General features: G+C 69.1%; 12 protein-coding genes. 8 read left to right on the top strand and 4 right to left on the bottom strand.

What is annotated here, in order from left to right:
• The 7 genes from ETD86_RS33990 to ETD86_RS57380 form a co-directional block, all read left to right on the top strand.
• Window positions 1–1,069: ABC transporter permease (locus tag ETD86_RS33990; protein WP_342779328.1), on the top strand; the 1,069-nt coding region annotated here is incomplete at its 5' end.
• Window positions 1,066–2,076 carry an ABC transporter permease gene (locus tag ETD86_RS33985; protein ID WP_138670742.1) on the top strand — a complete coding sequence of 337 codons (1,011 nt, stop codon included), beginning with the start codon at window positions 1,066–1,068 and terminating at the stop codon, window positions 2,074–2,076. The genes ETD86_RS33990 and ETD86_RS33985, both read left to right, overlap by 4 nt.
• Window positions 2,073–3,167, top strand: a complete 1,095-nt coding sequence (locus ETD86_RS33980; RefSeq protein WP_138670741.1) for a Gfo/Idh/MocA family protein — start codon at window positions 2,073–2,075, stop codon at window positions 3,165–3,167. Before ETD86_RS33985 ends, ETD86_RS33980 begins: the two co-directional genes overlap by 4 nt.
• Window positions 3,164–4,177, top strand: coding sequence for an ABC transporter permease (locus ETD86_RS33975; RefSeq protein WP_211370491.1), 1,014 nt, complete (start codon window positions 3,164–3,166; stop codon window positions 4,175–4,177). Before ETD86_RS33980 ends, ETD86_RS33975 begins: the two co-directional genes overlap by 4 nt.
• Window positions 4,174–4,923, top strand: a complete 750-nt coding sequence (locus ETD86_RS33970) for an ATP-binding cassette domain-containing protein (protein ID WP_138670740.1) — start codon at window positions 4,174–4,176, stop codon at window positions 4,921–4,923. The genes ETD86_RS33975 and ETD86_RS33970 overlap by 4 nt, the downstream gene beginning before the upstream one ends.
• A gap of 49 nt (window positions 4,924–4,972) precedes the next feature.
• A complete protein-coding gene (locus ETD86_RS33965) occupies window positions 4,973–5,929 on the top strand; it encodes a sugar ABC transporter substrate-binding protein (RefSeq protein ID WP_170223414.1) in 957 nt (318 codons plus the stop codon).
• Between the two features lie 175 nt (window positions 5,930–6,104).
• Entirely contained in the window at window positions 6,105–6,314 is a 210-nt protein-coding gene (locus ETD86_RS57380) for a hypothetical protein (RefSeq protein WP_211370490.1), read from the top strand.
• Between the two features lie 578 nt (window positions 6,315–6,892).
• On the opposite strand, the gene ETD86_RS33950 is transcribed toward ETD86_RS57380, so the two are convergent.
• The 4 genes from ETD86_RS33950 to ETD86_RS33925 form a co-directional block, all read right to left on the bottom strand.
• On the bottom strand, window positions 6,893–8,344 hold the full coding sequence (locus tag ETD86_RS33950; RefSeq protein WP_211370489.1) for an arabinofuranosidase catalytic domain-containing protein: 1,452 nt from the start codon (window positions 8,342–8,344) through the stop codon (window positions 6,893–6,895).
• A gap of 1,245 nt (window positions 8,345–9,589) precedes the next feature.
• Window positions 9,590–10,210, bottom strand: a complete 621-nt coding sequence (locus tag ETD86_RS33940) for an L-threonylcarbamoyladenylate synthase (protein WP_138670737.1) — start codon at window positions 10,208–10,210, stop codon at window positions 9,590–9,592.
• A gap of 969 nt (window positions 10,211–11,179) precedes the next feature.
• Window positions 11,180–11,467: an RICIN domain-containing protein gene (locus ETD86_RS33930; RefSeq protein ID WP_211370488.1), complete on the bottom strand. Its 288-nt coding sequence runs from the start codon at window positions 11,465–11,467 to the stop codon at window positions 11,180–11,182.
• Window positions 11,468–11,763: 296 nt separating this feature from the next.
• Window positions 11,764–12,669 (bottom strand): YhjD/YihY/BrkB family envelope integrity protein, encoded by a 906-nt coding sequence (locus ETD86_RS33925; protein ID WP_138670735.1) that lies wholly within the window; start codon window positions 12,667–12,669, stop codon window positions 11,764–11,766.
• Between the two features lie 260 nt (window positions 12,670–12,929).
• Here ETD86_RS33925 and ETD86_RS33920 point away from each other — a divergent pair, with 260 nt between their 5' ends.
• Window positions 12,930–14,048 carry an AI-2E family transporter gene (locus ETD86_RS33920; protein ID WP_170223413.1) on the top strand — a complete coding sequence of 373 codons (1,119 nt, stop codon included), beginning with the start codon at window positions 12,930–12,932 and terminating at the stop codon, window positions 14,046–14,048.
• The last annotated feature ends 232 nt before the right edge of the window (window positions 14,049–14,280 follow it).

Genomic DNA, 14,280 nt, shown 5'->3' with positions numbered 1-14,280 from the left:
GCCCACCAAAGGCTCCACGTCCGCCGGCAGCTCCACGTCCGCCGGCAGCTCCGCGTCCGCCAAAAGCCCCGCGGTCCTCAACGGCCCCGTGCCAGCCGATCCCGTTCCCGCAGGCCGTATCCGCGTGGCCGGCCGCACGGGCGCGGCGGGGCACGTGACCTGGCTGCCCGATTACGGGGTCTACCTCGCCCTCGGCGTCCTGCTGGCGTTCAACCTGGTGTTCACACCGAACTTCGCCACAGTCGCGAACCTACGGCTCCAACTCGTCCAGGTAGCCCCGGTGGCCATCGTCGCCCTCGGCATGGCACTGGTGATCGGCACCGAAGGCATCGACCTGTCGGTGGGCTCCACGATGGCCATCGCGGCGGCGTTGCTGCCGCTCTACCTCGGCTACGGGCCCTGGCCCGCCATCGCCGTCGCGGTGCTCGCCGGCGCTGCCGTGGGACTCGTGAACGGTGGGCTGGTCGCCTACGGCATCCAGCCGATCGTCGCCACCCTCGGGCTGCTCGTCGCCGGACGGGGGGTGGCGCTCGTGCTCGCGGACGGCCGGCTCGTCGAGATCTTCGACCCCACGCTGGCCGCCATCGGCGGCGGGCAGGTGCTGGGGGTCCCACTGCCCGTGCTCATGGCCCTGACGGTCGCCGCCGCCGCCGGGTTCGTCCTGCGCCGCGCCGCGTTCGGCCGCAGGCTGCTGGCCGTGGGAGGCAACCGGCCCGCGGCGCTCCTGGCCGGCCTGCCCGTACGGCGGACGCTGGTCACCGTCTATGTGATCAGCGGGGTGCTCGCAGCGATGGCCGGAGTGCTCACGACCGGGCGGCAGAGCGCGAGCGACCCCTCGTTCACCGGGCTGCTGATCGAGCTGAGCGCCATCACCGCCGTGGTCGTGGGAGGCACTCCCCTTGCCGGAGGCCGCGTCCGGATCCTCGGCACGCTGATGGGGGCGCTGCTGATGCAGCTCATCATCGCCACGGTCATCCAGCACGACCTGCACGACTCGACCGCCCGGATGATCCAGGCGGCGATCATCGTGGCCGCCGTGTACGCGCAGCGGGACAGGAGCGGGACGTGAGGACCGGACAGGCGGAGCGTGCCGCCCCCCGCTCTCCGGCCGCCGGCACCGGGCCGACGTGGCTGGCGGCCCTCGCCCGGCGGCACGGGGCCACCCTGGTGCTCGCCCTCGTGATCCTCCTCGGGTCGCTGACCTTCGGCTCGAGCTTCACCGGCCCGGGGAACCTCAGCGCCATCGCGCTGGATGCCTCCTATCTGCTGCTGGTCGCGACCGGCATGACGTTCGTGATCCTCTCCGGCGGGATCGACCTGTCCGTCGGGTCCGTTCTCGCACTGTCCGGTGTCCTGGCGGCGTACGGGTCTCGCTGGGGGACGGCGGGCGCGGTCCTGCTGCCCCTGGCGGTCTGCGGGCTGATCGGACTGGTGAACGGGCTGCTGGTCGGGAGGGCTCGGCTCGCGCCGTTCGTGGTCACCCTGGCGACGCTGCTGTTCGCCCGAGGGCTGGCCTTCGCGGTCTCACAGGAGGGCAACCGGGTCTACATCATCCCGGCCGACCTGGCCCTCACCCGGATCGGTCAGGCCAGTGTTCTCGGCGTCGGGGTTCCGGTGCTGATCGCCCTCGCGGTCTTCGCCATAGCCGGCGTGGTGCTCAACCGCACCCGGTTCGGCCTGCGCGTCTTCGCCGCCGGGAACGGGGACGGGCACGCCGCGGAGCTCATGGGGCTCCCCGTGGCGCGCATCCGGGTCCGGGTCTACGTACTGAGTTCCTTGCTGGCCGGCCTCGCGGGAGTCCTCATCGCCGCACAAACCGCCTCGGGGCTGCCCACCCTCGGCGAGGGCAGGGAACTGGAGGCCATCGCGGCCGTCGTGATCGGCGGCACGCTGCTCACCGGCGGCGCCGGATCGCTCGGGGGGACCCTCGCGGGCGTGCTGCTGCTCAAGGTGATCCAGAACCTGATCAACCAGGTTGGCACGCTCAGCTCCGCCTACCAGCAGGTGGTCAGCGGCACCTTCCTCGTCCTGGTCGTACTCGTCCAGGCCGCCCTGGCAAGGAGGAGACAAAAGTGAACGGCAATCGGACCAGGGTCGCAGTGGTCGGCACCGGCGACTGGTGGGGCTTCCACCACGCACGCGTGTTCTCCGGCCGCGAGGACGCCGAGCTGCGCGCCATCGTGGGGCGGACCGAGAAGCGCACCGTCGAGCGCGCCCGACGGTTCGGCGTGCGCCCATATCTCGACGTGGAGGAGATGATCGCCCGGGAGCGGCCCGACCTGATCTCCGTGTGCCTGCCGAACGAAGATCATTTCGCCACCACCCGGATGCTGGTCGAGGCGGGGATCCCGTTGCTGGTCGAGAAGCCGCTGGTCTTCTCGCTCGAGGAGGCTGACGTCCTGATCGCCGAGGCCGAGGCCCACCGGCTCTTCTTCGCCATCAACTTCAACCACCGCTACGCCCGCCCCGTGCGACTGGCGGCGGCGGCGATCGAGCGCGGCGAGCTGGGCCGGCTGGTCTTCGCGACCTGGCGATTCGGCGGAGAAGCCGGCACCAGCCGGCACCCCCACGCCAACCTCATCGAGACCCAGTGCCACGGCTTCGACATGGTCGAGCACCTGTGCGGCCCGATCGCGTCCGTGACGGCCCAGATGACCGGCGGGCCCCCGTACACGACGATGGCGATCGCCGTGCGGTTCGCGAGTGGGGCGGTGGGAACGCTTCTCGGCACGTACGACTCGTCGTACGCCTACCCAGGGACCCACCTGCTGGAGATCAACGGCACCGGCGGCCGGATCCTCGTCGAGGACACCGTCCGCCGCTACACCTACACGCCGGCCGGGGACGAGACGAGCCGGGTGTGGCAGGCGGGCTACTTCAACGACGCCGACCGGGGCTTCCACGCCACCTTCGACCGGCACGTCGACGAGGTTCTCGCCGCCCTGCGCGCCGGCGATCCGCCGCCCGTCCACGCTCGCGCCGGTCGTCGCGCGCTCGCGCTCGCGCACGCCGTGATCCGCTCGTACGAGTCAGGGAAGCGGGTGGACACCGCCCCCAGCGAATCCCTGACTGCCGGGAGTCCGGACGCGTCCCCGGACACCCCATCTGGCGGTGTGCGGACAACGTCGCCAACCACTCACGACGACTGGTCCGGAGAGGTGACGTGACCGCCGAGGCCAGGGCCTTGCACCGCCTGGGCCGCGATCCGCTGCGGCTCGCGCTGCTGGCCATCCGGCTCGGCCCGGCACTGATCCTGCTGCTCCTCGTCGTGATCATGAGCATGTTGTCACCCGCGTTCCTCACCATGCTCAACCTGGGCAACGTGCTGGCGCAAAGCGCGGTGATCGCGGTGCTCGCCATAGGGCAGCTCCTGGTGATCCTCACCAGGGGTATCGACCTGTCCGTGGGGTCGACGCTGGCGCTCGCCTCCGTGACCGGGGCCCTTGTCCACTCCGCCGCACCGTCCGGACCGGTTGTCGTCCTCGCCATGCTGGCCACCGGCATGGCGGTTGGCGCGATCAACGGCATGGGCTACGTCCTGGGCCGGCTGCCCCACCCCTTCATCATCACGCTCGCCACCCTGAGCGCGGCGCGGGGCCTCGCCCTGTGGCTGTCGGGCGGGCAACCGCAGCAGGGCATGCCCGAGATCGTCCAGACGATGGGCGGCCGCTCGGTAGGCGGGCTGCCGTATTCGGCTTTCCTGGTCGCCGCAGTGGCGCTGGCCGTCGTCCTGCTCACGACGCGGATGGTGTGGGGGCGCTGGATCTACGCCGTCGGCGGGAACCCGGAGGGCGCCCGGCGGGCGGCGATCCCCGTCGACCGGGTGGTGATCTCGGTGTACGTCATGAGCGGCCTGGCCGCCGGGATCGCCGCGATCGTCACCTCCGGCCGGCTCAACGCCGGCTCCCCCACCTTCGGCGACCTGGCCGAGCTCGACTCGATCGCCGCCGTGGTCATAGGGGGCGCGAGCTTCCTCGGCGGCCGGGGCGGCGTAGGCAACGCACTCGTGGGAGCACTCATGATCGGAATCATCCGGAACGGCATGAACCTCCTCGACGTCGACGCCTTTCTGCAGCCGATCGTGATCGGCGTCGTCATCGTCATCGCCGTCGAGTCCGACGTCGTCCGCGGGCGGCTGGAAAGCCGCTTCCGCATCGCGCAGGCGGCGCGGTCATGACGCCCGTCCTGGCCGTTCGCGGCGCCACCAAGCGCTTCGGCGCCGTTCTCGCCCTCGACGGCGTGGATCTGGAGGTGTTCCCCGGCGAGGTGCTCGCCCTCCTCGGCGACAATGGGGCCGGCAAGTCCACGCTGATCAAGTGCATCAGCGGCGTGCACCGGCTGGACGCGGGATCCATCGAGATGGGCGGGGTCGCGGTGACGATGGGCTCGCCCGCCGCCGCCCGAGCCCTCGGGATCGAGACCGTCTACCAGGACCTCGCGCTGTTCGACAATCTGGATCCCGCCGCGAACTTCTACGCCGGGCGGGAGTCCTCCGGACCGCGCTGGCTTCCCCGCGGCTTGCGGCTGCTGCGCCGCCGGGACATGTCCCGGGCGACAGCCGAGTTGCTGACACGCCTCCACATCGGGATCGCCGACCCCCACGCCACGGTCGGCCTGATGTCCGGAGGCCAGCGGCAGGCCATCGCCGTGGCCAGGGCCGCGGCGTTCGCGTCGGAGGTCGTGATCCTCGACGAGCCGACGGCAGCGCTTGGACTCCGCGAGTCGCGACGAGTGCTCGACCTCATCCTGCGCCTACGCGAGGAGGGCCATGCCGTCATTGTCATCTCCCATGCCATGGATCACGTGATCGAGATCGCCGACCGAGCCGCGGTGCTGCGGCGCGGTCGCAAAGTCGGCGAGATGAGGCCTACGCCGGACAACCAGCAGGCGCTCGTCTCGCTCATCGTCGGAGGCGACTCGTGACCTCCCTCCGGCGTTCCGCGCCACCGCCCTCCTGAGAGAGATGACAACGATGGCACCACACCTCCGGCCAGCCTCGCTGGCCCTCGCGCTGGCGCTCTGTCTCGGCGCCTGCTCCACCGGCTCCGGTATGTCCACGCCCGAGGCGTCTCCCGGCGCCGCCGAACCGATCAAAGTCGGATTCATCACGAAGTTCCCGGTGGACTTCTACGACATCATGGTCGACGCGGTGAAGACCTGGAACCGCGACCACCCAGACGTCGAAGTCCTCTTCGGCCAGGGCAAGAGCGGCACGGACGACGAAGGCGAGACGGCTCAGATCGAGTCGATGCTGGCCAAGGGGGTCAAGGCCATCGCAATCACGCCGACCAGCCCAAACCTCCAGAACGTCCTGCAGAAGGCCGTGGATGCCGGGGTCAAGGTCATCCTGGTGGACAACGACATCCCCGGCTGGGCGGGTAAGTCGTCCGTGGTGGCGACCGACAATCTCGCGGGCGGCAAGCTGGCGGGCGCCTGGCTCGCCAAGCGCGTCAAGCCCGGCTCCACGATCGCCGTACTGCAGGGGCGACTTGGCAACCCCTCGCTCGACGACCGCGTCACCGGCATGCTGGCCACGCTCGGTGACGGCGTCACTGTGGTCGCCAAACCCGCCACCGACTGCGACCAGACCAAGGGGCTCAACGCCGCCCAGGACATTCTGGCCGCTCATCCCGGCATCGCCGCCATCTATGGGGCCTGCGGGCCGCCGATTCTCGGCGCCCTTCAGGCCGTCAAGTCCGCCGGCAAGAAGCCGGGCGAGCTCGTGCTGGTGGGCTTCGACGCCTCACCGGACGAGCTGAAAGCCATCGCCGCAGGTGAGGTCGCGGCGTCCGTCGCCCAGTTCCCCGCCAAGATGGGCTCGGTCGGCATCGAGACCGCGGTCGCCGCGGCCCGAGGGCAGAGTGTCCCGCCGATCATCGACACCGGCACCGAGATGGTGACGAAGGAGAACGTGGCGGGCTTCCAGTGACGCCGCAGGAACATGACTTTGCGGAGGCTCGCGGGCCGACGGGCCGCAACCCCGTGGAACAACGACATCCGCACCGTCCCGCGTCTTCGCCCAGCCGTCCGGCGCCGCCGGTGTCGAACGCCGCCACGCGATCGGCCTCTCCACTGCGGTGGATGATCCAGGCCGCGGCGATGTGATGGAACATCGCCTCGGCGGCGCCGTCGGGATCGTGAGCGGCGAACGCACCCTGGATCTCACGTGGATCGAAGAGCCGGTCCGGCGGTGGGACGCCGAAGGCCTGGGGGTGTCCCGCTTCCTCCGGGTGTTCGTCCTGGCACACGCCCATGACCTCCCGGTCAGCCCGATCGGCGCCACGCCGGTCGCGCTGCTGCACGCCGCGACGTAAGCGCTGGTCTCGGCATCACGATCGACGAGCATGCGATCAACGCGTTCACCCGCCGGCCGAACGCCAGGGCCGCCGAGAGCTCAACATCCGGCCGGAGCACGCTGGACGACGGCTGCTGGGAGAGTCACCGCCAGCTTCCATCAGATCTAATGTCATAGGCCAGAAATTCGCCGGATAAGTTCGTATATGCACTGGGATGGCGCATCCAGGACCGCCAGCGGCGAAGATCCATCTGACCGAGCTTGGTTTCTTGGCATGCCGGCGGAGTCGTCGAGATTGGCGATTCAGGCGAAGATCGTGCTGGCGTGTGCGGAGCCGGGGGCCAGCGAAAGGGCATCAGCCAGGCTTGGCCGTCGCTTTCCCCGGCTGCCTCAGCCGGGGAAAGCGAAGAAGCCGTCCTCTTCAGGGGACGGAGGAGCCACGCCGAGCGGTCTCTGGGACGAGAGGACGCCTTGTGCGGCTGACGCTCGCTGTTGCCCGTGCCCCGGCGTCGTCCGAATGCCGGCCACCGCCTCCCTGCTGGGCGGAGTAGGCGGCCGGCGTCCGGGTCTGTCGAGGGTCTCGTCCTGAGACTGGGGTCAGCGGTAGCCGGCGGCGATGATGTCGGCCTGGACGGCGTTCTCCGTGGCGTCGGTGGGATAGCCGGCGACCATGGCTCCTTCGTAGAAGGTGCCCGCGCTGAGGTTGGCGCCGCCGTCGGGCTTGCAGCAGTCGCCGCCGCTGCCCAAGACAATGGCCCCCTGCTTCTTCATCGGGCTGTAGCCGTTGGGGAGCGGCCCGTCGTACAGGGTGTACAGGCTGCCAGACTGCGCGTTGCTGCCCTTGATGGCGAACCGGGTCGTGCCGTTGTTCTTCAGCGTGGCGGTGACGAACTTGTGGGGGAAGGCCCGCTGGTTGGGGTTCCACGACTGGCTGCCTCCGGGGTATAGCCCCCATTCGAGGTCGGCCTGGACCCAAGGGCCGGTCCCCTGGCAGCCGCCGAACCAGCATTGGGTGCTGAAGTTGATGGCGTCCATGGCACCGGCGGCGTCGGCCTTCCTGGTCGTCTCGCTGTTGCCGTAGTCGAAGCAGCAGCCGCCGTTGACGTGGGTGCCGCTGGTGACCATGTACATGCCCTCGGGTGCGCTGCCGGTGGGCACGCCGGTCAGGTGACCGTCCCGCCAGTAGCTGTTGCCGGGGTTGATGTAGAGCGAGTAGGCCTTGCTGCCGCCGACGGTGAGCGACTCGGTGGTCGCGATCGCGGGCCTGCTTTGAGGGGAGCCGGGGACCACACTGGATCCCTGGTACCACAGGTCGTTGCCCCGCCCGGACTGGTCGTACACGACGGTGGTGACGCACGTCGTGCCGGCACAGAATGAGTCCTGGGCCGCGGCGTTGGCGATGCCGCCCGCGGTCAGGACGCCGATGTTCCTCGTCGTGTTGTCGGAGGAGCGCCTGACCTGGTACAAGTTGCCGTTGTACGAGCCGTAGAGCGCCCGCGTCGTGCTGTGCGCGGCCACGCACGGCGTGCCACCCGAGGCATAGATGTCGCACGGGCGCGCGCCGGGCGGCGGCGGGCTGGTCTCGGTGGTCCATTTCTGGTTGGTGCCGCCGTGGCAGGTCCAGATGTGCACCTTGGTCCCGTTGGCGGTGCCGGCGCCGTAAACGTCCAGGCACTTGTTCGCCCCCACCGCGGTGATGGTGCCGTCGGCGTTGAGGCGCCACTTCTGGTTGTTCTGCCCGTTGCAGTCCCAGATGATCACGCCGGTGCCGTCCGCGGTGCCGGCGCCGTAAACGTCCAGGCACTTGCCGCCGTAGACCCGCAGCTCACCGACGCTGGTGGAGGTCCACAGCTGGTTGGACTGGCCGTTGCAGTCCCAGATCTGCACCTGCGCGCCGTTCGTCTGCGAGGTGCCGCTGACGTCCAGGCACCGCCCCGACCCCACGCCCACCATCGGCGTGGTCGCTGCCGAGGCTGCCGGTGTCGACCATGTCAGGGCGGTGGCCAGGAGGGTCGCCAGCGCCGCCACCACAGACGCGACGATGGCCACCCGAAAGCGCCACCCACGCGTCGGACGGCCCGATAAGGGAGCGGATGAAGGCTGCATTGTCGTACTCCTTGGGGGGTAGGGCGAGGCGGAGACAGCCGCGCTGGGCAACCGGTCGCCGCAACGAGTGCGAATCGATTCGCCAACGTAGTCAATCCACTGAGGAGGAGGAGACGGCGGTGTACAGCGAAGCACATACGACCGGCGGACCGCCTGTCAAGGCTCCGTGCTCTCCGGCTGCCTGCCGAAAGTCCTGCCCGGCGGCGCTCATCGGCGATGCTCGCACTCCCGTCGAGGCCGGGCTCGATGAAACGTTCATCCGCCCCAGCTCGCCTGGTCACGTCCCGTCGCTACCCATTTGGTCGAACCGGTTCGGATAGCCGATCGCCGACCGGATCAAGGGGATGAGGAGAAGAGGCGCTGCTGGATCTCCCTGCGGTAGTCGTCGAGGGTGTTGTCGATGTGCATGGCCGCGGCTTGGGCAGCCGCTTCGGGGTCGCCGGCGCGGATGGCCTGGTAGATGGCGTCCCGCCGGCCTGCTCCGTGGGGCCCCGCTGAGCTTCCGGCACGAGATCGCGCGGCTGGCGGTCGAGGAGTCGGTCGCGCCGAATCCCTTGCCGACATCGCCGACCGCCTCGACCCCTGGGAACGCGGAGCCGTCGCCGTGTGGCTGCGGCGCACCAGCTCGGGCAGGGCGGTCAGCGGGCCTTCACCGCCCCCTACCGGCTGATGAATGACCGGGCGACAGGACGCGAGCCGCCCATCTGTGGACGGAGATGAACTGCCCGTTCGAGGCCGCCCTCGCGCCTTTTCACGGGACCGAGGAGAGCGAGCTGGGCGCGGGGCTCGACGTATTCACGGACCTGGGCTCGCTTCCCGCGGCGCGCCTGACCCGGCGGCGCATGCGGCAGATGGGCCGGCCACCATGTCTCGGCCGTACTCACCAAACTCGGCGCGCCGACACGCGCCGCGGCCGCCATGAAGGCCGCACAGCTAGGGCTGGTCCCCACCGAGCGACGCAGCGGCTCCACGTGATCGCTGTAGTTTCGGCTGGATCATAAGGCGGCGTCGTGGTCGTAGATCCACGCCATGGCCTTGACCGGCAGGTCGGTCGCCCGGTGGACATCTGGGCGTCGCGTTCGCGCTGTTCGGTGCCCGCCAGGCCCCATCCACAGCCGCGTCGAAACCTCCACCCCCAGCGTCCCCAGCCGCTCGGTGAGCAACCATGTTTTTGACCGTCCCGATCACCTACTCGAAGAGGGACGGGTCCCCGGTGCCTCTGCGAAGGATCTCGGGCTCGTTCTGCGAGAAGTCGACGACCGTCGTCGGTTCGTCACCGCACTCGCCGGAGTCGATCACAGCGTCTACGACGTGGTCCAGTCTTTCCTTGATCTCCCAGCCCTGCGTCATCGCCTCGGTCTCATCGGGCAGCAGCAGGGTGCTGGACAGCAGCGGTTCGCCGAGTTCGGTCAGCAACGCCTGCGTGACGACGTGATCTGGTATCCGGACACCGACCGTCTTCTTCCTGGGATGCAGCAACCGCCGCGGCACCTCCTTCGTCGCGGGCAGGATGAACGTGTAGCCGCCGGGAGTCGCCGCCTTGAGCGTGCGGAACAGCGCATTGTTCACGTGAACGAACTGGCCGAACTGGGCGAAGTCCCTACAAACCAAGGTGAAGTGATGGTCGTCGCCGAGATGCCGGATCTCCCTGATCCGGTCGATGCCCTCCTTGTTGCCCAGCCGGCACCCTAACGCGTAGCACGAGTCCGTCGGGTACGCGATCAGTCCGTCCGCGTGAAGGAGATCGACCGTCTGACGGATCATCCGAGGTTGCGGGTTGTCCGGATGTACATCGAAGTACTTTGCCATGCATGGGAGCTTAGAAGGAGACCTCGTGGCACCGGCCACCCGCTGCCGGAAGGGTACGGCCGGACAGCTTCTCAGCGGCGTCGCCCGCGCCCGGGGTCCTCGTGGACTCGACCGGTGATCGGGCTGGTGGAGGCCGGGCGGCTGCTGCGGATGGGCCGCACTACGGCGTATCGGCTGGCCAGGACAGGCAGGTTCCCGTGCTGGGGGCTGCGGATCGGGGCCGGTACGCCGTCCCGGTGCGCGGGCTACGGGCGTTGCTGGGCTACTGCGACGAGGAGCGTCGCACGCACCACGAGGACGAGAAAAGGACCGGAAAGGCCCACTACTGTTCGGCACCTATGACGCGCACCTGGGCCCGGCGGCCAGACCACGTCTTCGAGGCGCTTTCCCTGCTGGCCACCTGGGTGTGGTCGAACAGGAGCCGCGTCGCGGAATTCGAGGCTGGGCGGGGTCGTGGCGTCCCGCCCAGCCACAGTCGCGGTGAGGTGTCACTTGGCGAACTGCGTCACTGCGATCTTGTCCACGATGGGCGTACTCGGAGCGGGGCAGGATGTCGGATGGAGGAGTTCTCCGTCGAAGTTCGGCGGCTCGCGGGAGGTGTAGGCGATGGTGTTGGCTCCCCTTCGTGAGCTGGGCCGGGATGGTCAGCTCTCAGAAGTTGTCGGCGTGGATGGAGTGGGGGGAACCAGGCGCGCTGGGGTTGGGCGCCGTTGATGGAGATCTCGGCGTGGCGGGCCAGCGGGTCGGGGTTGTCGTGGGAGGCGGGGGCTGCTCGGGGTTGGAGTAGCGGACGGTCAGGGGCATAGGCGCCGTGGCTGGAGGCGTTGACGTCGCGCCAGGCTGGGCCGTCGCCGAAGGGTGTCGACGATGAGGGCGTAGTCGGTGCCGGCGCCCGTGAGGGTGGCGTACTCGGCCTCGTAGATCGTCTCGGCGTCCTTGCGGAACGTGAACCCTCCATGCCGCGGATGGTCATCGGCCCCAGAGCCGCCAGGTCTGGTTGAGCGGACTGGCTTGGCCTGCCGGGTTGCAGGTCCACTGGCGTATCGGCGCGCCGTCGGCCGTGGACGCCGCACTCACCTCCAGGCACTTGCCGCTCTGCTGGTTGACCAGCGTGTAGGCGCCGGTCACGCCGGCGACCGGCCGGAAGTTCCACAGCTGCTGGTCGCCGCCCTCGCAGGAGAACTGCTGCTGCACGTTGCCATCGGCGGTGCTGAGATTGGTGTTGTCCAGGCACTGCTGGGAGTGTTGCGCGACCAAGGTGGGCCGGAAGGTGGGGCCGCCTTCGGCAAGGGCCCGTTCCCGCTCGCGCGAAGGTGCTCGCCGCCGACCAGAGCGGTGGTCAGGAGGAGACGGCCGCCGCACTTGGCCCCTCGGTCAGTCCCTTCCAGGTCGACGTGCGACGGGAGGAGGACATCGAGGCGATGTTCGCGCGGGCCGCGGAGGTGTTCGGACGCGTCCGCGGACGAGCTGATCGGCAGGATGCTCGCCGGTCCCAAGCCCGCCGACCTCGTCGAGGCGTTCGTCCTGCCGTTGTCGGAGCCCATCCCGGTGGGCTATCCAGAGCCGTGTCGGGTGGCCAGGTCGGTGACCTGCCCGGCTGTGCTGGTGGCCGCCAGGGCGGTGGCGAACAGGATGAGCTGGTTGAGGACCTTGAGGAACAGGAGCATGCCAGCGGCGCCCGCGACGACCTGGTAGGCGGGGTTGGCGGCAGTGAGGTTGACGTAGGCCTGGCCGAGGGTTTTGAGGATCTCCAGGCCGATGATGAGGACGAGGGCAGGGCCGATCACGCGGCGCAGTGGCAGTCGTAACCGGGGTGGCGCGATCAGTAACGCCATGGCCAGCAGGGTGTTGACGCTGAAACCGAGCACGAACCCGGCGGCGGTGAGCACCCATTGGGCTGGGAGGGTGTCCGGGCCCACGGTGAGCACGGCGAGCCAGGTCAGTAGTTGCTCGGCGGCGAAGGCGATGGCGAGCGACAGAGCGAGCAGCAGTCCGAGGCCGACCAGCACGCCTAGGTCGATGAGTTGGCGCAAGAAGAAGTTGCCCGGATACTCCTCCAGCCGCCAGATCGCTCGGCTGGCCGAGCGCAGGGTGTCCATCCAGAACAAGCCTGTGAGCGGCAGCGCGATAAACGCCACTACGCCGGCCGTGCCTCGGGCGTCCCGTAACGCCTGGACGTCCAGGCGCGGGAAGTTCTCGCTCAGGTAGTGCTGCACCGTGGCCAGCGCCGTCGGATCGTCCAGGACGCGGCCGAGGATCGCGAAGGCCAGCAGGGCCAAGGCGAAGGTGGCGAAGAACGCGTAATAGGTGAGCGCGGCCGATAACCGGCCGCCATCGGCCTGGTCGTAGCGCACCACGCCACGTACCAGATGGTCCAGCCAGCCGTGGCGGTCGCGGGCCTGCTGCCACCCTGTTGCCAGTCCCTTGGCCGACCGCCTGATCGGCCCGGTGGTGTTCATGATGAGAGCCCCCTTCGCGGCGTTCGCTTTCGCGCTGACGGGGGCGCTGTCGTGGCGCACACCGCAGTCGGGGCACCCGCCGGCTGTTTCACCATATCGTCTCGAGCCGATCATCATTTGCCAGGGAGCGGCCCAGCACGACAGCCTGCCCTCATTGCGTCGGATGAGTCGTGCCTATGGCGGCCAGGGGTGACACTCTGAGATGTGTGAAGCAGGATCAGGAACGTCTTTGGCGACTCGTCCCTTTCACGCTGGCGAGGATGGCCGCGTGGAGCGCGTGTGTGATCCTCATCGGCTTCGTGGCAGATTACGTGTTCGGCATCGTGGCCATGCTGCGTCTCGTCGCGCTGCCGGTGGCGGTGGCCTTGTTGCTCACCGCGCTGCTGTTCCCCCTCACCAGGTACCTGCGCTCGGTGGGCCTGCGGCCGATCTACGCCACCTGGGCCACCTTGCTTGTGGCACTGGCTGTGCTCGGCGGGATCGGGTGGTTTATCGGAGTGCGGGGCAACAAGGAGTTCCCCGGCCTGGTGAGGCAGGTGCGGCAGACTGCCAAGACGCTGGAGAGCTGGCTCTACACCGGACCCCTCCAGCTGGAGCCGAACCAGCTCAGCACATGGGTCGACGACCTCGCCAACATGGTCACCGAGCAGCAGCAGCAGATCACCTCGACAGTGCTCGCCGGCACCGTCGTCGTGCTCGAGATACTGGCCTCCATCGTGCTGCTGCTCTTCGTGACGTTCTTCCTGCTCAAGGACGGCGACCGAATCTGGGCCTGGTTTCTCAGGGCATTCGGTGGGGCGGTGCCGCGGGTCGACCGGGCAGGCCGGGCCGCCTGGGTGACGCTCTCCCACTACGTACAGGGCACCGTGGCCGTGGCCGCGGTGCATGGCGTCGTCATCGGCGTCGTGCTCCTGGTCATGGGAGTACCGCTCTGGACGGCGCTCGCCATGCTGATCTTCCTGGCCAGTTTCATCCCGATCGTCGGCATCTTCTTCGCCGGAGCCGTGGCGACATTGGTCACGCTCGGTGCGAAGGGCCCTGTCTACGCGCTGGTCTTCGTCGGCATCCTGCTCCTGGAGCAGCAGTTGGAGAACCATGTCCTCCAGCCGCTGATCGTGGGGCGGGTGCTCCACTTCCACCCGCTGGCGATCATTCTCGTGCTCGCTGTCGGGGGCATTCTCGCCGGGATCGCGGGCGCGGTCGTGGCCGTGCCGATCGCGGCGGTCCTGTACCGGGCGACACCCGAACTCTTCCGGGACGACCCCCCGCCGATGGTGCCGCCGGATCTGGGCTCAGCCACGGACCCCGTCCCAGAGCCGCGGGCGCGGGCTGTGCCGGATCAGGATGCGCTGGACCGGGGGGAGCCACAGCGTTCGTGATGGCTCGATCGTTGGCCATGGCGTCCGCTGGGGTCAGGAGGCACGTGACCGAGTGTGCTGTGAACAGCTACGTGGCCTCGGACATATCGACACACCCGCTGAGGGCCAGTGGCGGATGCCCTCCAGGGGGTTATGGACGATCCGAGTAAGGCTCGTCGTCACGGCCGAGCACCGCTCGCCCGTGACGACGTGCTTCGGCTCGCTGGGTGACCGAGTGGGAGACTTCTGGGAT

This window comes from Nonomuraea turkmeniaca (assembly GCF_005889735.1).
Taxonomy (GTDB): Bacteria; Actinomycetota; Actinomycetes; order Streptosporangiales; family Streptosporangiaceae; genus Nonomuraea; species Nonomuraea turkmeniaca.
This window is presented reverse-complemented; position numbering and strand designations above follow the sequence as displayed.